Origin of the sequence: Tenacibaculum sp. M341 (genome assembly GCF_004337695.1) — a bacterium.
Lineage (GTDB): Bacteria > Bacteroidota > Bacteroidia > Flavobacteriales > Flavobacteriaceae > Polaribacter.
In genome coordinates, this window is the sequence record NZ_SJXJ01000001.1 from 199,493 (window position 1) to 218,603 (window position 19,111).

16 protein-coding genes are annotated in these 19,111 nt (G+C 28.9%); 8 read left to right on the forward strand and 8 right to left on the reverse strand.

Going from position 1 to position 19,111, the window contains the following annotated elements:
- Nucleotides 1-65: 65 nt before the first annotated feature.
- From EYW44_RS00825 to EYW44_RS00835, 3 genes are all read right to left on the reverse strand, one after another.
- Nucleotides 66-2,048: a T9SS type A sorting domain-containing protein gene (locus tag EYW44_RS00825; RefSeq protein ID WP_132721424.1), complete on the reverse strand. Its 1,983-nt coding sequence runs from the start codon at nucleotides 2,046-2,048 to the stop codon at nucleotides 66-68.
- Nucleotides 2,049-2,219: 171 nt separating this feature from the next.
- Nucleotides 2,220-4,016, reverse strand: coding sequence for a DUF885 domain-containing protein (locus EYW44_RS00830; protein ID WP_132721426.1), 1,797 nt, complete (start codon nucleotides 4,014-4,016; stop codon nucleotides 2,220-2,222).
- A gap of 37 nt (nucleotides 4,017-4,053) precedes the next feature.
- The gene (locus EYW44_RS00835; RefSeq protein ID WP_132721428.1) at nucleotides 4,054-5,370 is read right to left on the reverse strand and encodes a hypothetical protein; all 1,317 of its coding nucleotides are present in this window, start codon (nucleotides 5,368-5,370) and stop codon (nucleotides 4,054-4,056) included.
- 177 nt (nucleotides 5,371-5,547) lie between these two features.
- Between EYW44_RS00835 and EYW44_RS00840 the strand changes: the two genes are divergently transcribed.
- The 8 genes from EYW44_RS00840 (at nucleotide 5,548) to EYW44_RS00875 (ending at nucleotide 14,662) form a co-directional block, all read left to right on the forward strand.
- Complete coding sequence (locus tag EYW44_RS00840; RefSeq protein ID WP_132721430.1) at nucleotides 5,548-6,984, forward strand: SLC13 family permease; 1,437 nt, start codon at nucleotides 5,548-5,550, stop codon at nucleotides 6,982-6,984.
- 236 nt (nucleotides 6,985-7,220) lie between these two features.
- On the forward strand, nucleotides 7,221-8,237 hold the full coding sequence (locus EYW44_RS00845) for an SH3 domain-containing protein (RefSeq protein ID WP_132721432.1): 1,017 nt from the start codon (nucleotides 7,221-7,223) through the stop codon (nucleotides 8,235-8,237).
- Between the two features lie 4 nt (nucleotides 8,238-8,241).
- Nucleotides 8,242-8,685 (forward strand): hypothetical protein, encoded by a 444-nt coding sequence (locus tag EYW44_RS00850; RefSeq protein WP_165872126.1) that lies wholly within the window; start codon nucleotides 8,242-8,244, stop codon nucleotides 8,683-8,685.
- A gap of 49 nt (nucleotides 8,686-8,734) precedes the next feature.
- Nucleotides 8,735-9,904, forward strand: a complete 1,170-nt coding sequence (locus EYW44_RS00855; RefSeq protein WP_132721436.1) for a tetratricopeptide repeat protein — start codon at nucleotides 8,735-8,737, stop codon at nucleotides 9,902-9,904.
- Complete coding sequence (locus EYW44_RS00860) at nucleotides 9,904-11,031, forward strand: polysaccharide deacetylase family protein (RefSeq protein ID WP_132721438.1); 1,128 nt, start codon at nucleotides 9,904-9,906, stop codon at nucleotides 11,029-11,031. The genes EYW44_RS00855 and EYW44_RS00860 overlap by 1 nt, the downstream gene beginning before the upstream one ends.
- A gap of 29 nt (nucleotides 11,032-11,060) precedes the next feature.
- On the forward strand, nucleotides 11,061-11,585 hold the full coding sequence (locus EYW44_RS00865; protein WP_132721440.1) for a hypothetical protein: 525 nt from the start codon (nucleotides 11,061-11,063) through the stop codon (nucleotides 11,583-11,585).
- 112 nt (nucleotides 11,586-11,697) lie between these two features.
- Nucleotides 11,698-12,858: an ABC transporter ATP-binding protein gene (locus EYW44_RS00870; protein ID WP_132721442.1), complete on the forward strand. Its 1,161-nt coding sequence runs from the start codon at nucleotides 11,698-11,700 to the stop codon at nucleotides 12,856-12,858.
- Between the two features lie 16 nt (nucleotides 12,859-12,874).
- On the forward strand, nucleotides 12,875-14,662 hold the full coding sequence (locus tag EYW44_RS00875) for a hypothetical protein (protein ID WP_132721444.1): 1,788 nt from the start codon (nucleotides 12,875-12,877) through the stop codon (nucleotides 14,660-14,662).
- A gap of 410 nt (nucleotides 14,663-15,072) precedes the next feature.
- Here EYW44_RS00875 and EYW44_RS00880 read toward each other — a convergent pair whose 3' ends face one another.
- The 5 genes from EYW44_RS00880 to EYW44_RS00900 all read right to left on the reverse strand — a co-directional run bounded on the left by EYW44_RS00880 (nucleotide 15,073) and on the right by EYW44_RS00900 (nucleotide 18,809).
- Nucleotides 15,073-15,543, reverse strand: coding sequence for a hypothetical protein (locus EYW44_RS00880; RefSeq protein WP_132721446.1), 471 nt, complete (start codon nucleotides 15,541-15,543; stop codon nucleotides 15,073-15,075).
- A gap of 91 nt (nucleotides 15,544-15,634) precedes the next feature.
- The gene (locus EYW44_RS00885; protein ID WP_299635008.1) at nucleotides 15,635-15,826 is read right to left on the reverse strand and encodes a YgaP family membrane protein; all 192 of its coding nucleotides are present in this window, start codon (nucleotides 15,824-15,826) and stop codon (nucleotides 15,635-15,637) included.
- A gap of 177 nt (nucleotides 15,827-16,003) precedes the next feature.
- Nucleotides 16,004-16,732: a hypothetical protein gene (locus tag EYW44_RS00890; protein ID WP_132721450.1), complete on the reverse strand. Its 729-nt coding sequence runs from the start codon at nucleotides 16,730-16,732 to the stop codon at nucleotides 16,004-16,006.
- 244 nt (nucleotides 16,733-16,976) lie between these two features.
- Nucleotides 16,977-17,591, reverse strand: a complete 615-nt coding sequence (locus EYW44_RS00895; protein WP_132721453.1) for a Crp/Fnr family transcriptional regulator — start codon at nucleotides 17,589-17,591, stop codon at nucleotides 16,977-16,979.
- Nucleotides 17,592-17,972: 381 nt separating this feature from the next.
- On the reverse strand, nucleotides 17,973-18,809 hold the full coding sequence (locus EYW44_RS00900) for a hypothetical protein (RefSeq protein ID WP_132721455.1): 837 nt from the start codon (nucleotides 18,807-18,809) through the stop codon (nucleotides 17,973-17,975).
- Between the last annotated feature and the right edge of the window lie 302 nt (nucleotides 18,810-19,111).

Sequence of the window (19,111 nt, forward strand, 5' to 3'; positions counted from 1 at the left end):
TTTATAAAAAAGAAAGGAGACTAAAAGTTATGAAAATACTTTTAGTCTCCTTTTTTGATTATAGATTATTTCTTTATGATTCTTTTAGAGGTAATATGTTTATCGTTGAGATAAATTTTTACTTCATAAATTCCTTCTTTTAATGTTGAAATATCAAAACGTTGCTCTTTAGAGTTAATCAATTGTCTGCCATCTAAACTATATACTTCTACATGTTCAATAGAGTTTTGTCTGTCAGCAACAGTTAATGAACTTGTAGCTGGATTTGGATATACTGTAATATTACTATTATTAGATCTAAAACCACCTAAAGGTAAAGGAGAAGGAAATCCTTTATCAGGTAATGCCGCATCTGCTGTATATAAACATTGACTACTAAATATAGCGTTTCCAGGTTTGTACCAACCGCTAGGAGTAAAGCCACTATCAATTTGAATACATTTTAAGTTACCATTGTTATGAGCATCAAAATTAGTAATTGATGAATTATTACCATTAGCTACATCTAAACGTTTTAAGTTATTTTCCCAAGTGTATAATATTCTAAGATTTGGGTTTTTGGTTAAGTCTAGGCTTTCTAATTGATTTCCTGCCGAATAAAGGAATTCTAATGCTGTATTTTGACTAAGATTAAGATGTGTTAAGTTATTTCCAGCACAATTTAACCAAGTAAGATTCACAAAAGCTTCTATACCAATAAGCGTATTAATGTTTTTACTACCTACTTGTAATAAAGTAGTAAAAGCAGCTGCTTCTGTATATTGAATTTCTCCATCGTTATTAGTGTCAATAGCAGGACTATGATTTAACAATGCGTTTTTAAAATTTGGATCTGGAATACTTACATTTTGATTAGAAGCAGACTTAAACATTGGTGTAAATGGTGTTGGTCCACCTTTATCTGGAAGCACACTTTCCACTGGACAACCTGTGCTATAATTAGCTGTACTATCTTTTAGCCAAGAGTTAGATGAACCAGTAGGAGGGGTAAAACCAAAATCGATTTCAATACATTCTAAATTAGGATTTAGATTAGTGTATAAAGTTTGAATATTAGCATTATTTCCATTAGCTATATTTACTCTACTAAGATTGTTATCACTCAAATAGACAACCTCTAAATCTGGATTATGCTTTAAATCAATTTTTTCAATTTGATTACTCATAACAAACAATGATTTTAGTTTTTTGTTTTGAGAAAGGTCTAATTTGGTTAAATTATTTTCATGACAAGCTAAAACGGTAATATTAGTAAAAGCTTCAATACCTGTTAAATCCGAAATATTAAGATTTCCAACATTTATACCAGTACTATAAGCAGCTGCTTCAGAATATTGAATCTCACCGTCATTGTTAGTATCTATTCCTGAGTGTATACCAGTTAACAATGCGTTTTTAAAATTAGGATCTGGAATATTAACTATTTGATTAGATGCTGATCTAAACATAGGTGTAAATGGTGTAGGAAACCCTTTGTCTGGTCCAACACTTTCCGCTGGGCAACCAACACTATAGCCAGCAATACTATCTTTAACCCATGAACTTGGAGGAGTAAATTGAAAATCAATTTCAATACATTTTAAGTTAGGATTGTGAAGACTGTAAAACGTTGTGATGTTACTGTTATTACCATTCGCAATGTTTAGTCTTTTTAAATTGTTATTGTATACATATACAAGTTTTAAATTAGAGTTTTGTTTAAGGTCCAGTTTTTCAATCTGATTCCCCATGGCAAAAAGCATTTCTAACTTTGTGTTTTGACTCACATTTAACTTAGTTAAGTTGTTGCCCTCACAAGCTAAAATAGTAATGTTGGTGAAAGCTTCAATTCCTGTTAAATCACTAATGTTTGAATTACCTACATTAATAGGATCTGTAAAAGCTGCAGCTTCTGAATATTGAATTTCTCCATCGTTATTTGTATCAATTCCAGCATGTACACCAGTTAATAATTTACTTTTAAAATTAGGGTCGGGTATGTTTACAATTTGAGCCATTGTAAGATGAGCAATGCATAAAGCAAAAAGAAATGTAATTTTTTGTTTCATATCTGAATTTTAAATATTTCAGATTGAAAATAATTGCTACTACTTTAAAAGACAGTGAAAACTTTCCGAATGAAGAATTAAACTTTCCGAATGAAAATTAGAAAGCATAAAAAAACGTCTCTCTGAATAAAATCAAAGAGACGTTTTTCTATATCTAGAAATATAATATGATTACTTCTGAGAAGCAATCCATTCATCTATTTTATTTTCAAGTAGTGCTAATGGGATACACCCAGTTTCTAATACTTGATTATGGAATTCTCTAATATCAAATTGATCACCTAAAGCCTCTTTTGCTCTGGCTCTCAATTCTCTTATTTTTAATTGACCAATTTTATAAGATAATGCCTGACCAGGATTTGCCATATAACGTTCAATTTCAGAAATAATACTAGCTTCACTTTCAGCTTCATTATCTAAAGAGTATTGAATAGCCTGTTCACGAGTCCAACCTTTTGCATGTAAACCAGTGTCAACCACTAAACGAATAGCTCTGTGCATTTCCATACCTAACATTCCAAAATATTGATAAGGATCTGTGTACAAACCAAGTTCTTTACCTAAATTTTCAGTATATAAAGCCCAACCTTCACCATAAGCACTGTACCACAATGTTTTTCTAAAGTCAGGTAAATCATTGTTTTCTTGCGTTAATGAAATTTGATAATGATGTCCAGGAATAGCTTCGTGTAAAAATAAAGCTTCATCAGAAAATACATTGTACTTAGAGGCATCAGGAATTGGAGTATAAAATACACCAGGACGAGTACCATCTAATGAACCAGGATTATATTCTGCACTAGCAGACGCTTCTCTAAACTTTTCGGTTTGCTTAACAATAAAAGGAGTTTTAGGTTTGTTACCGAATAACTTCTCTAATTGTGGCTTCATTTTTTCATGAATAGCATTAAAGTTATCAATAATTTGTTGAGGTTCAGTATAAGGCATAAGATCCTTATTAATTCTAACAAAATTGAAGAAAGCTTTTAAATCGCCTGTAAAACCAACCTGCTCTTTTACTTTTTCCATTTCAGATAAAATACGAGCTACTTCTTTTAAACCAAGTTGATGAATTTCATCAGCAGTCATATTAGTAGTGGTATAGTTTTTTATAGCATGTTGATAATATTCTTTTCCTTGAGGAATTGCTGAAATACCACTTGTGTTTAACCCTGCACTTAAATAATCAGTACTTAAAAACTGGTATAAACTTCTAAAAGAAGGAATTAATTGTTCTTCTAAAATAGTGCTGTATTTTTTGGTTAGATCATTTCTTTCTTCTTCAGTAATAGCTTCAGGAAAGTTTTTTATAGGAGTGTAAAATAAATGATCGTTTAATTTAGTTTCAGCTAATACTTTGAATTGAGGAATTACTTTTTTAATTAATGATTTAGGTAATACATACCCTTTTTCAATACCTTCTTGCATTCTTGCTTTAGCAGATGTTAACCAAACATTAAATTGCTCTAATCTACTTAGCCAATTTTCGTAATCTTTAACAGTTTTAAAAGGTTGTGCACTACTACCACTGGCTAATTGTCCCATTTGTAAATTAATGGTCCACATTTGGTTAATAGGAAGTAATACATCGTTTTTAAAACTACCTTGTGCTAAAGCCATTTCACAATCCCAAGCCATTACGTCTTTACTCATTTGTTGGCTTTTGGTCAGCTCCTCTTTAGGAAAGTCTTCAAGTTTAACTTGATAATTTGTATAGAAGTCTTTTGCTTTTAAAATATATCCATCAGATAAAAAATTAGGAAAAAGATTATTAAATCTACTGTCACCAGCATATGTAGCATTTATAGGATTTAACAACAACTTTCCTTCATTATATTCTTTTAAAAGTAGATCAAATTTCTTATTATTTTCTACTACAGGAGATTTTGCTGCTTCTTTTTTAGCTTCTTCTTTACAAGATACCATTAAGAGGCATACAGTAAGTACTGTTAATATGGTTTTTTTCATTTTTATTGTTTGAGCTTATAACAAATATAAATTATTATTAGTTTTTATAATACCAAAAAGGAATTTCAATTACTTTTTCAGTGATTTCATTCTTTTCTTTTCTAGTAAAATTAGTTCTATCTATTCTTAAAATGTGTTTTCCTTCAGAAACATCTTTTAAAGGTAAAACCGTTTCAAATCCCAATTGCTTATTTAATTTAGTAGAAATAAAATCAGATGAAAATGAAGTACTATCTATTTTTAGTTGATATACTTTATTGAATGTGTTTAAATATACTTTTTCTATGCTGTCAATGTCTTGATTGTTTTTTTCTCCAATATTAAAAAAGATGTTTTTTACTCCTCTACGGTCTTTTTCTGGTTTTAAAGCAGTGTCTTTCTGAAAAATAATATTCTCAATTTCATCTTTAAAAACAACAAAAACTTTTAAATAAGATTTTTCAATTATTTTAGAGTTAATAGCCACATCATTTACATATTGATTTTCTTCCATAAGATTCAAATAGTTTTTATTATGAGAAAAAGTACTAGAAGAGTTATTACTATGGCTTACATAATTTGATTGAATATTTTTCATTCCACTTAAAATACCAATACCTATATATAAAGGCATTAATATTAGTAACACTTTTTTTCCAAATTTATTATCTAAAAAATTATATACTAATGGTCTGTATAAAAAAGACAAGGTTAAAATACTGAAAATCTTGTATAAAGGTAAGTAAAGTGTACTAGTCCATTTTTTCTTTTTTAACAATCCTTGCGTTATAAAATCAAAAAATACAATAAGGTAACTAAACAATAAACCAGTTAAAAACAAGAAGATTAAAACCTTATTAAGATTAGAAGTAACCATGTTTGAAGTGGCAAAAAAGTTAATGATGGCAGCCATCAAAAACATAAAAATTAAAAAAGAAATAAAGTAGAAGAGTACCAAAAATGTCATAGCAAATAAAATGCTACATAAGTCTTCTAATTTTGAAATATATCTATCAAAAGAACCAACTTTTTTACTTAAATAATCAGTGAATTTTTTACTGTATTTTAAAGTAGCATAATCAATATCACCAGAAACATAACGTAAACCAATAGCACCAATCCATAAACCTCTTAATACCACATGAGATACTAAGTTCATTATAAGGATATAAAAAGAAGTGTTTAAAAAACTAAAAATGTACCTATATGGACTTCCAACTACCGAAGCTTCGTTTATTTTATGTTGTAAAGGCTCTAACGCAGTAAACAAACCTAAAATGGATACCCCAGAAATAAGTAATTCTAATTGCCAGCTTTCTTGTTGTAATTTATCAAGCCATTTTTTAAAATTAATACTGGTATAATTGCTCTTCATATAAAAAATTTTCGCCAATATACTTATAAACTTTCTGATAAGAAAAAATCGGTTATTTATGTAAGTATTATTGAATATTTTAGTAATTACTGAGTCTGATAAAATATAAGAGTGAGTATTTTTATTTTTAATCGATTATAAATAAGTTCGCAATTAAGATTTTGATACTATCTATCCATGGAATACACAAGAATTAAAAAATTAGGATTACTATTAGGTCCGTTGCTATTTATACTAATTAATAGTTTGCCTTTTGAGTTCGTTTCTAGTACCGGAGATGCAGTTATTAGTGTAGCACTATGGATGATTACATGGTGGATTACAGAAGCAGTATCTATATCTGTTACAGCATTGTTACCGCTATTTTTATTTCCGTTGTTAAAAGTAATGCCTATAAATGAAGTAGGAGCAAATTATGGAAGTCCGATCATTTTTTTATTCTTTGGAGGATTTGTATTAGCATTGGCTTTAGAAAAAGTAAACTTACATAAACGTATTGCATTAACAATAGTAAAATTGACAGGAACCTCACCGAACGGAGTTATTTTAGGGTTTATGATTGCCACTGGATTGTTAAGTATGTGGATTAGCAATACAGCAAGCACCGTGGTAATGTTACCCATAGCCTTATCTGTTATTCAATTATTGATTAATGATGAAGATGGTTTTACTAAAAAAGATCAAAATTTCGCATTAGCAGTTATGTTGGGAATCGCTTTTTCAGCAAATGCAGGAGGAATTGCAACTGTTATTGGAACGCCACCAAACTCTGTGTTGATAGGTTTGTTAGAGAATGAATATCAAATTGAAATTTCTTTTTTAAAATGGATGAGTATTGGCTTTCCTTTTTCAATAGTAATGATAGGAGTAGTGTATTTGGTGTTGGTAAGGTTAATGTTTCCGAGTAAAGATTTGGCATTTAAAACATCGCAAACTGTTATTAATGATGAATTAGAAAAATTAGGAAAGATTAGTAAAAAGGAAAAGCATGTATTATTAATTTTTGGTGTTACGGTATTACTATGGATTTTTAGATCTTTAATAAATAAAGTATTACCAGAATTAAAGCTGTCTGATACCATTATAAGCATTATGGCAGCTTTGGCAATTTTTGCAGTGCCTTTTAATTATAAGAAAGGAGAGTTTATTTTAGAATGGAAAGATACCCAACAGCTTTCTTGGGGAATTTTAATTCTCTTTGGAGGAGGATTGGCATTGGCTAAAGGAATGTCGAGCAGCGGTATTGTAAATTTAGTATCCACTACCATAGCAGCAAGTAATTTAGGAGTGTTTTTAACAGTTAGTATTTTAATTATTCTAATGCTATTTATGACAGAATTAATGAGCAATGTTGCTTTAGTAGCTGTGTTAGCTCCTGTAGTAGCTGGTATTGCCACAGGATTAAATATTCCGATTATTCATGTGTTAATTCCTGTAACCATGGCAAGTAGTTGTGCATTTATGTTGCCTATGGCTACACCACCTAATGCAATTGTATTTGCAAGTGGATATATTAAAGTAAAAGATATGATGAAGGTCGGTTTCATCTTAAATACAATAGCTGTGTTGTTGTTGATTTTTATGTTTAGTTACGTTATTCCTCTAGTTTTTTAGAGGTTTAAGTCTGAAGTTAAGAGTTAGGAGTTAGGAGTTAGAAGTTTTCTTAATACTCAATACTTAATACTTTGTACTAACTACTAAAAAATAATAGTCCACAGTTATATACTGAAATAAGGCAAATATGCATTCAAAGCTTTAGTTCATAATCATATTCTATAGTTTCGTATCCATAAAAATCCTTTATCTTGTTAACCAAAATAGAAGAGAAGGAGTAAGTGCATTATACGGATATGAAAAAATCAATTGTATTTATCTTATTTATAACCATTTCATTTTTCAATTTTACATTGAAGAAAGAGGTTTTAAAAGAAGTGGAAACATACAAGTATACCATGTATGTAACTGCTGAAAGTGGGCTTTTATGTAGAGATAAACCTCATGGAAATGTAATTCATAAGTTTGCTTATGGAACGGAAGTGGAAATTGTAGATAGAACCAATCAAAAATTAACAATTACAGATAACAGCAAAGAGATTTTTGGTGAATGGGTAAAAGTGAGAATAAATAATACCAACTCTTTTGGTTATGTTTTCGATGGTTATTTAACATCTAATACTCATTTTGATTTAGATGTAGAGAAAATAGCTGCTTTAGCTCCTGCAAATTTTGAGAAGTATGATAATAATAAAGGATTATTGTTAAAAGGAACTCATAATATATACGATGCAGATTTGAATGTTATTAAAACTATGCAAGTAGAAAAAATAACTGAAATTAAAATATTGAGTGCTACTAAGTTTGAAAGACCAAAAACTAGAGCAAAAGCTAAAAGAGATAAATGGCAAGATTACTGTGAATGGGCAAAATATGTTAAGGTGATATACAATAACAAAGAATTGATTTTGTTTGGAGAGGATGTTTTAGCTATTACAAATGTTACACCTCGAAAATATGATAATCATAATATTAAGTTTGTAGAAGCATATGATTTTCTTAAAAAGTCTTATACATTAACAGAAGAACTGTCAGATTGTTATTCAGGAAGCTATCTTTTAATTCAATCAGAAGATAAAATTTATTCTTTTATAAAAAGTAATTTTAATGAATCTAGGCTGTCTTTTGGGGAAGCTGAGGGAGGCTGTTCTGGAACAGATGCTATTATTAACAAGGATACCATTTTTTTTAAGCAAGTAAATTATTCTTTTCAAACTGGAGAAGGTCATTATAAATTAAAGATTTTTAACAAGAAAAAGTATGAATGGAAATACATTTTATACGATGATGTAAAAGAATACCATGATCGATAAAAAAATGAAGCTAGACATCAACATAATCATATCTATTGATACGATAAAAAAGGAAGAGTTTATCGCTTCTTTAGCATCGTTTTGTACAAACACAGATACCAATACTTTTAATTCAAATTTAATTACAGAGAAAAATGATATTTGTTTTTTAATAAACGAAGAAGAGAATACGAGATGGTTTAGAGAAGAATATGAATTTAGTCGACAGATTGAAGGCAAACTATTAGTTGGAGTTATAGATTTAACTATTATAGATCATGTTGAAAATATTACCAGTTTCGACTTTTGGCCAGTATTTAGCAATGGAGGTCAGGTTTGTTTAGATTCTAATGAGTTAAAAGAGCAAATGATAACTGCATTGAAAAATGTAAATGGATATGATATTGTGCTTTATGAAGATGGAAGTTATCATAAAACTATATACGAACACAGACAATTACCAACGTAATTAAAAACAATAAAACTAATAAAAAACAAAAAGAAGTATTACAAACATTATGAAGAAAACTATTTTATCATTAGTAGCATTTATTTTTAGCATTATCACTTTTGCGCAATCATCATCAGAAATTTTGGTGTTAAGTGCAGTAGTAAAAGACAAGGTAATTCCGAATGCAGAAGTGATTTTTCAAAAAAACGGAGCTACATCGGTATCTAGATATACAAATTCAAGCGGAAAAGTAACCATACCACAGCAGTTTAGAAATGATGCAAGTGTAGTAGTAATTATTAAAAAAGAAGGATATTCTGCATTAGTAACTAAATGTTTATGTGATGGGTTAACCTATGCAATAAGTCCAACTATGTATGAGTTAGACGGAATGCGTATTGTATTAAACTGGGGATATAATCCGCAAGATATTGATTCACATTTATCGTATGAAGGAGGTTATGTTTGTTATCATGATAAAGACGCTTCGCAAGCTAATTTAGATGTTGACGATACAGATAGTTACGGACCAGAAACTATTACAATTACTAGAAAAGAACAAGGAAAAAAGTATGTATATGCAGTACATAACTTTACAGATAGAGAGAGTATTAATAATTCAAATCTTTCAAATATTAGTAATGCAAAAGTGTTTATTTACATTGGTGATACGTTGATTAAAACTTATACAATGCCAAGAGGTAAAAAAGGAACTGTTTGGATTCCGTTTTTAATTGATGAAAATGGAAATATTGTAAATGTAGGAGACTTTAAAAACGCTACAACTTGGCAAGGTGTTCGTACTTTATTAAGAAATTACAGACATGCCGGAGATAATTCAATAGTATCTAGTTCAGATAAAAGTGAGTCTATTAAAGTAAACAGAAAAGGAGAGCAAGAATATCATGCAGGGAATTTAGAAAATGCTGTGGCATTATACCAAAATGCTATTGAATTAAATCATAGAAATGGACAAGCATACAGTAATTTAGGATTGGCATTTCAAAAGTTAAATAAAGAAGCAGAAGCATTATGGGCAAATAGAAAGGCAATTGATTTAGCCTACGGAAGTAAAGCACATATTGTAAGAGCAAGTTCGTACTACAATATTGCTAGAATTTATGAAAAGAAAGGGCAGTGGGCAGATGCATTACAAAACTTTAAAAATGCTAAACGTAACAGAGAACACAGGGCTTATAATGAAGGAATTTCAAGAATGTCAGCTAAATTAAGATAATGAAAGAGAAGGTATACATACTATTTTGTTTATTCATTTTAACACCTTTTATTTCTTTTGCTAAGAAAGTAGATGCACCAGCAAACAGTTGGCCTTTAGAAATGAACTCAAGTAAAAATTTTGATATTGCATCTAAATGTGAAATGCTTGTTTTTATTGAGGTTTTCAATCAATTTGATGCATTGTCTATGGCAGAAGTTTCTACAAGAACTAAGGTGAAAAATGTTAAAGAGAATTCTGTTAGTTTTTGGAAAAAGAAAACTAAAAAAAGAATACTAACTAATATTAAAAGTTTGTCTAATGAATCGTTACAAGAAGTTGTAGCGATTCAGAAGTCAAATTCATGGGAAGAGTTATCAAAAATACATTTACAGCATGTATTACCTTCTAAATTTCAGACTTGGTATCAACAAACCAAATTATTTTATCAAAGTTATGTAAAAGAACAAATACGTTTAGCAGCTTTATATCCAAGAATTACAAGTGAGATTTTACAGTTTTCAAAAAGTGAAATTCAAGGACATAATTTTACAGATAAACATTTTCTGTTGACTTTTGATGATGGACCAACTAAGGTAAACGGTAATACCGATAAATTAATTAAGGTATTAAATACGTATGATTTAACAGGAATGTTTTTTGTGTTAGGTCATAATTTGAAAAAAAGATTGCAAAGCACTTCCAAAGAAGCATTGATTAATTTATATGGAAATAACACTGTTTTGTCTCACGGCGATATTCATAAATCACATCAAAAGTATACCGCTTGGAAAAGCTCAATTGACGGCACAAATACATTAATTCAAGATATCTTTTATCCTGAAAATAAAAATGAATTACTGTATTTCCGTCCGCCATATGGGCAACGAAACAAGCAGTTAGTCAATTATTTTGATACTAAAAATTCAAAAATAATTTATTGGAATATTGATTCGAGAGATTGGAGTTCTAAACTAAATGCAGAGAAAGTAGCCAATCGTCAAATAAAATTAATGTTATTATGGCGAAAAGGAATTTTGTTGTTTCATGATATTCATTCAAAATCACAACAATCAGTACCTATGATTTATAAGTATTTTAAAAATACAGGTGTTAAATGGATGGATTCTAATGTTGTTTTAGAGTGAGAATATATTTAACCTTTATAATAGTTTTGATGTTTAGTTTTTCTTCTGTAGCTCAATTAGGTCAGCAGAAAGGTGAAATTTATACAATTAAAGGTATTATTACTGACAAAAAATCAAATAGTGTTTTACCTCAAGTAATATTAGAACTTATTGATAAAGAAAAAAATGAAATTAAGGTTGTACAATCAGATTTTGATGGAGCTTATATTGCTTCTTTTTGTTCAAAAAAGTTAATGAATGAGAATCTTTTTATTAAAGTGACTAAAGCATTGTACAACCAAGAAGTTTTTAGTTTTAAAGTAGTTTCAGATACTATTATTAATATTCAGATGAACTCAAGTAACAGTAAAAAAATATCTGAAAAAGAGTTTGAAAAGTATAGAAGAACTATAACTAAATGTGGTTTGATTGTTGGCGATACTGAATACGATTTACTTGAATATGAAACTAACTCCAATACATATATGCATTATTGTACAGGAGAAATAAAAACTTACAGAGAGTTAATAGACAACAAGGAAATCTTATCACATTGGATAATGATTGAAAAATAAAACAGTACTTTTGGGTATTCAAAAATAATTGTAAATCAATAAGTAATGCTTTTTTTTGTTTGAAGAAGTAAACTATTTATTGCATAGAAAAATTTAATCCTTAAAAAAGAATATGGAAAACAAGCAAGAAGTTTTAATAAATAATGCGTTGCAGTATTTTAAACGAGGAGATTTCTCTTTAGGATACAGAACCATGCTAGATGCTGCATTAAATACGAGTTCTAATAAGGTATTTAAAAAGGTGTTAGCTTTTGTAGAGGTATATGAAAAAGAAGTATCAGAAGATAAATCATCTTTATATGAAGCTTTAGAAGAATGTGCGAAAGAAATAAGAAATGTAGCTGTTGAAGATCCTAATTTGTTAGGGAAAACAGTATTGAAAGGAGAAAACATTACCAAAAATTACAAAAAAGGACGTTTTGTACTTGGTCCTGTGAATATTGAATTAAAGAAAGGAGATATTTTTGGTCTTGTAGGTGAAAATGGAAATGGTAAAACTACTTTATTAACTGCTTTAGGGTATTTAATTCATACAAGTTCAGGAGATTTAAATTTTTCTTTTACCAAAGAGATAGAAGATGACTACGATTTAAAATCTAAATTAGTATACATTCCACAACGTACAGGAGTTTGGTACGGAAGTGTAATCGATAATTTGAAGTTTTCATTAGTACATCATGGAATAAAAGGTGAAGACAACGATTTATTGGTGTATATGATGATTGCTCGCTTTGGTTTATGGAAGTATAAGGATTTAAAGTGGAAAGAACTTTCTTCAGGATATAAAATGCGTTTTGAATTGGCTAGAACCATGTTGCGCCGCCCTGAAATTGTTTTGTTAGACGAACCTTTGGCGAATTTAGATATACTAGCACAACAAATCATTTTAGAAGATTTAAAAATGTTGGCAAAGTCGTATGTCAATCCTATTGCTATGGTATTTTCATCTCAACAATTGTATGAGGTAGAAAAAGTATCAGATCATGTTATTTATTTGCGTAACGGAAAGCCTTCAGAAAGTTTACAACTTGAAGAGAAAGAGGAAAAAGCCTTAATTGTAGAAATAGATACTGATGCTAACAGAAATGATATTGAAGCATTGTTCAAAGAAAACTTATTAGAAAAAATTGAGTTTAATGGGGGAGTGTACATTTTGTATTTTAATAAAGAAGTTACTTTTAATACAGTGTTGTTAGCTATAGCACAATCTGAAGTTGAAATACAATACATTCGTAATATTTCAGAATCTACACGTCGATTTTTTGTCTATTAATTAAAAAGAAAAAGTAATGAGTTATATAAAAAAGATCAATAAATATTTATTAGAAAATTATCCGTTAATATGGAATACTCGATTGGTATGGATGATGTTAACAGCACTAGTATTACATTTAGCTTTCTTTATCGCCGGATTTTTGTTTGTAAATAATCAGTTAGAAGTTTCTTCTGAATACCGATTGGATAAGTTTTACTTTGACACTTCTGTCGTATTTACAGGGATACTCTTTTCTATTATTATTTTGTTAGTTTGGGTTATTTATTATCTACAAAATAATGCGTTTAAAAACTTGTATCATTTAAAAAAAGGAACACTTTTTAAGCAGTTTTGCTGCATTGTAGCAATTATATTTTTAAATATTACACAGTTTTATTCTTTTAATGTAGGATTAAAACTAAAAATAAGAACCATGTATGATTGGTCTGCTATTGATACAGATATCAAAGAGTGGAATAGACTTTCTATCTTTTTATTAGAGCATTCTACAGATTATAACATAGATCACAAACAATATCCTAACCCATTTCCTTTAAATCATGCTAAAGATGAATTGTATAAGTTGGGAATTAGTGTAGATACCACAAAGCATTATTTTACTTATGGAGATTATCATTACCAGTTTTATAAACTCGATCATGATAAAATGGAAAAAGATAATGAGAACGTAAATTCTTATGCTGGTCATCATGCTATGAAAGAAGTAGATTATGTTGTTGGAGAAGAGTATGACCGAAAGCATAATTTTAAATATAGGATAGTACATGATATTTCAGGATTTGAACATTTGATAGAGCAGTCTTTATTTAATTATTCAGATAAATTATATAGGTATGGTCAAGACTCAACAGATCATAAGAAAAGATTAGCTTATTATGAAGAGTTATTAAATAAAAAGGATGAAAAAGAAATAGAAAAAGCAATACTTCCGTTTTTTGATTTGGCTAAAAAATATCAAGTAGCTCATAATTTAAATATGAAAGATTGGCTGTATTTGTTGAATACAGAAAATAATTATCATTTTAGAGAAAATATTAGAGATAGAGACCTTACTAATGAATATGAATATGAAAAAATAAGATTAGATTATTATAGAAATGTTACTGTAACAGATACAATTTTGTTAAAAGGAAGAAATGAAAAGGAGTTATTATATCTTAAAAGGCATCCGTTAACAAAAGACGGGCAGTATGCTTTAGTTGAAAGAACAGAAAAAGAGTATTTTAAAGAGGTGCCGTATTGTAATTTGGGGCGTTTAGATGATTTTTTTAGTAATGTATACGAATCTTACAACCAAAAGTTTGATGAGTTTACTCTATATGCTTACATAGTAATTTCTCTGGTAATTGGTCTTTTATTATTTTTATTTAAAGTTACTGATATAAGAACATTATTGTTAAGTTTTGTGGCAGGTAGTGTACTATTAATAATTCTGATTCTTACTATATCTAACTTACCTAATTCTATAAAAGAACTTTTTGGAAGGAAATATGTAGAAATGATAATTTCATTGTTCATAGGTGTTTGTGTAATAGTTTTTTCTATTATTTCACTTAAGAAAAGATGGAATAAGTTAATAACAGCTATATTATTCTCTTTGTCATTGTTTATTATACCGTTAATATTTGTAGCGTTATTTGGGTTGTATACCACTTATTTAAGAGTTGAGCATAATTTAAGAACTAATAGTTTTATAGAATGGTTTGAGGTATACGGATTTGTAACAGTTATATCGCTTTGGATACTTGGAATTGCATTGTATTTATTACCTATTCGAAAGTGGAAAGGCTTACCAGAATAGGGAAATTAATTACGAATAAATAATTATAAATTACGAATTGTGCATTTTGTTACGGTTCGTAATTTTTTTTGTTTTTAGATGACTTTAAATGGAAGTATCGTAAATAAAGTCTTTGCTTGGAGCGAAGCAATCTGTTTATTTTTTACTGCTGTAACGTTTAAAAGTTCTAGCAACTTTGCATTGTCTGTTCGAGTACTTTTGAGGCACGAAAAAGTGTATCGAGAACTATTTTTCGAAGTTAAAATTCTTATTCTCGATACAGTTTTCTTTCATTTCATTTTGAAAAATCACTCGAATTGACAGAATTTTACACCAAATGCACAACGAGCTATTTTTATGTTATAGTTTTAAACTAATAATAAACAGATTGCTTTATTTTATCACGTTTCGTTCGTAGTGAAAGTTATTTGTTAGTGTACATAATTAGCAAACTCAGAAATAATATCAGCATCTTTCTTTCCGTTTACAAAAGCATCATATGCCTCGCTTGTTTTTTTAAAGTAGACTCTTTGTTTGGTTTCTCCTTTTTGAACTTCAAAAGATATTATTGAAACTAAATCGCCTTCATCTACCTGATGTCTGCCATGTTCAGAATATACTTTTCCATCTTTTCTTTTGTGGATAAAATCACACAAATAATCAACATTTATATCCTTCCAAAATCCGTAGTTACCTATTTCTAAACCTTCAATTTTGTCACAATTTTCGCATATATACACACCATTAGGTTTTACAATTAATTTGCAATTGGGTTCGTTTATGGTTTCAATTTTACTGTTGTGTACAAATCCGTAAGGAGTATACGTACCTTCAATATCATCCATAACTAAACTGCAACTGTAACCTAAAGTTAGTAGTATGTACAAGACTAGTTTTTTCATAGTTTTAAATGTTAGATGATAAATTTAATTAAAACCTTTTAATAGGCTATCTAAAATTAGAACTATGATCTATGAAATGAATCTACTTTAATTAATTTTTTTTACGTGTAGAAATTTTAAAAGGATAGTATAACGGACAAAAACTAATAAAGCTTGTGGCTAAGAAAATAAGCGCTAAAACACCTAAGATAATAGCGGTTAAACCATTGATAATATTAGTAAGGTAAAGAGCTGCAACCACACCAGCTATTGCTATACGTATTATTTTGTCTGTAGTCCCCATGTTTTTTATCATCTTGAAATTTGTTTACAGTTATGTCACAAAATTCAATAGAATTATAAAACTACACAGTGACAAATATCACAGAAGCTGAATTTTATTATCGAGACAATGCTAATTTGTTGTTGTTTTTAGCATAAAGATTACAGTTCATCTGTTGTCAATAATATAGAATAACTATTAATATATCGTATACTGCAATTTTGCTTTGTCAAGTGCTTCTCGCATAGATTTTATGGGAGATAAAGGGCATAGATATGAAGGAAATTCACCAGTAATAGTTTTTTCTTCAATATTTACAGATACTTTACTTTTTTCGGTAAGATTGCTCAAAGCTTTCTCTATACGTTTTTTACAGTTTACAGATTTTATTTCTTTAATTTTAAAAGTAAACTCAATTATTCTATTTTTTTCTTTTTCTATTTGTTGATCAAATAATTGTTGAATTATTTCAGTGTTTGTTATTTTCTTTGAAGCAATATCAAGATATAAAGAAGGTTCACTTTTGAAATAAAAATCTTTTTGATCGTATTTTAAAGCTTCGTATAGATACGTTTTGGCATTTTCAACATCTCTTAAGTGTAAATAACTTTTAGCACATATGATATAAGCTTTCACTTTAGGACCATAATCATGTTTTTTACTAAAAAGAATCCAACTTAAAAGTAGATCGTTAGCCTTTTTATATTTTTTGTTCCTTATTAATAAGTAAGATAAGTTAATGTAAATGTGATAGGAGTAATGATGTATGTTCATTTTAGGGTCTGGTAATAAATCCCAAGCATTCAAGTATAATTTTTCTGCTTTATCATATTGTCTCATATCATAATAGTCCATGCCTAAAGCAGTTAAATCACCAATGGTTTCCTCTAGTTCTTCATTCAATTTTATAACTGGATCTAATTTCATAGTTTAATAGCTGTTTATATATGTGTTAATTGTAAATTTAATTAAAAACAAGTATCGCTTGGTGTGTATTTAGAAGTTTAACAAACCTTAAATTGTAAGTTTGAGTGCTTTTTGAGGTACGAAAAAGTGTATTGAAAATCTTTGCTACTATAAAATTCTTATTCTCGATGTAATTTCTCTTCATTTCATTCAGAGAAACCACTCGAATTGACAGAATTTTATTTCAAATTCACAATAAAAAATATCACAAAAGCTGAATTTTATTTCGAGATAGTACTAGTATATTGTTGCGTTCCATTTGTTTAAGAAGTCTGGAAATAACTTCTCTGGAAGTATTTAAATCGTTAGCAATTTTTTGATGCGTGAGTTGAATGGTATAACTATTTGTAATTTTCGAATAATCTTTTAAATAATTCAGTAATCGAGTATCTAGTTTTTGAAAAGCAATAGTATCAATTGTATTAATTAATTCTTGAAAACGTGAATTATAACTTTTAAAAACAAATTTTTTCCATTCTTTAAATTCATCCATCCATTTTGTTGAGTTTTCAATGGATATGGCTAGTAGTTTGGTTTGTGTGATTGCTGTGGCAAATATTTGACTTGGTTCAATTATTTTGTACGACTGTAATGTCATGGCACAAGTTTGTGAAGGTTCTATAGTGTATAAAAATACCTCTTTACCATTATCATCGTGTCGGTAAACACCAATGGCTCCAGATAATACAATGGGTATTACTTTGATAAACTGCCCTTGTCTTAAAATTTGATCGTCTTTATTAATTTCTAAAACCGTTCCTTCAGCTGCCATTAGCTGCTTCAATTCAATATTGTTAAAAGGTAGATTTTCTATTTTCATTATTGCTAACAGGTTTTTAAACAATGTTCTTTTATAAGACGGTGATTATATTGGTAATTTACATAATTGTATTTTTACTTTGTACATGACAAAAAAACATCTTTTCAATATATTTATAACTAAAAACCAGTACTTTATTTAGAGATAGGTTTATCATGTCACCTCGAGCGCAGTCGAGAGGTTTTTATTAAAATTACTAACGATAACAAGGTCTCGACTGCGCTCGACCTGACAACGAAAAATTATTTTTAAGTTTTTTGTCATGTACTTAGGTATTTTTATTATGTGTATTACAATAAAAAAGCCTCAGTAAATACCAAGGCTTCCAGTATAAAACGTACAATAAGTATGTTTTATAAGTACATAATCCAATGTTTAATATTATTTTAAAACTCTATGAGCTTCCCACATTTCAATAAGTTCTTTTGTATAAAAATCAACATCACTTTTATCTAATATGGATACAAGTTCCTCTATGCTTTCAATTACTTCATTAATAAAATCATCTTTTGGGGCTTCTAAGCAGTTGTGATAATAGTTACAATAGTATAAACTATACTTAGTTTCTGCGATTAAAGCAGTTAAAAACGATTTTTTATTTTCTGTTATATATGTTTCTAAACCATTTTCTAAGAAATCTTCAAACTGTTCTTTTCCGTGTTGACCTGCACAACTCATAAGTCTAGCTATGGCAAGTTCACTTGTTTCAGAGCTGTAACCATATGTATTTATAATATCGCTTATATCTCCCCATTGAGATACTTCATGATCTAAATCGCAAGTTCTAAGAAAATCGATGTAATTTTTTATGTATTTCTTATCAGTTTCCACCAAAGCGATCATAGCTCCATTTCCTAGTGGAGTTTCAGAATCTTCCCAAATTCTTTTTCCATATTTTCCATTAGCAGCTGTATTTACATACTTATTAATGAATTCTAACAACTCTTTATGTTTTACAATTTTTTCAAAAAGAGCCATTTCTCCATCAATAGAATCCATCACCATTTCTTCTTGGTAGATTACTTTTATAATGTAATTGAATTCGTAAATCTCACCTTTTTCAATAAAAGAAGTTAATGTAGCCGTTAATGATTGTAAAATGTTTTGATAATCGGTTAACTCAAGTTCTTTATTAGTAGTAGTTTTAGAAATTACTATTTGTTCTGAAAGAGAATTTTCTCCAGATGCGTTACAGTCAATTTTTATGGTATAGCTCATGGAAGTATGTATGTAAATTTTTAGAACTACTAAATTAATACTTGTTGCTATTATAACATACCCTGTTTTCAGGGATTTTGAGTTGTTTGTGAGGAAGCGTCATCTCGTTTTGAAGAGGCGTCATCTCATTTTGAGGAAGTGTTATCTTGTTTTTAGTGAGTATTATCTCACTTTTAGGAAGCGTTATCTCGTTTTGAGGAAGCATCATCTCATTTTGAGGAAGCGTCATCTCGTTTTTAGGAAGCATCATCTTGTTTTTAGGAAGTGTTGTCTCGTTTTTAAGAAGTATTATCTCGCTTTTA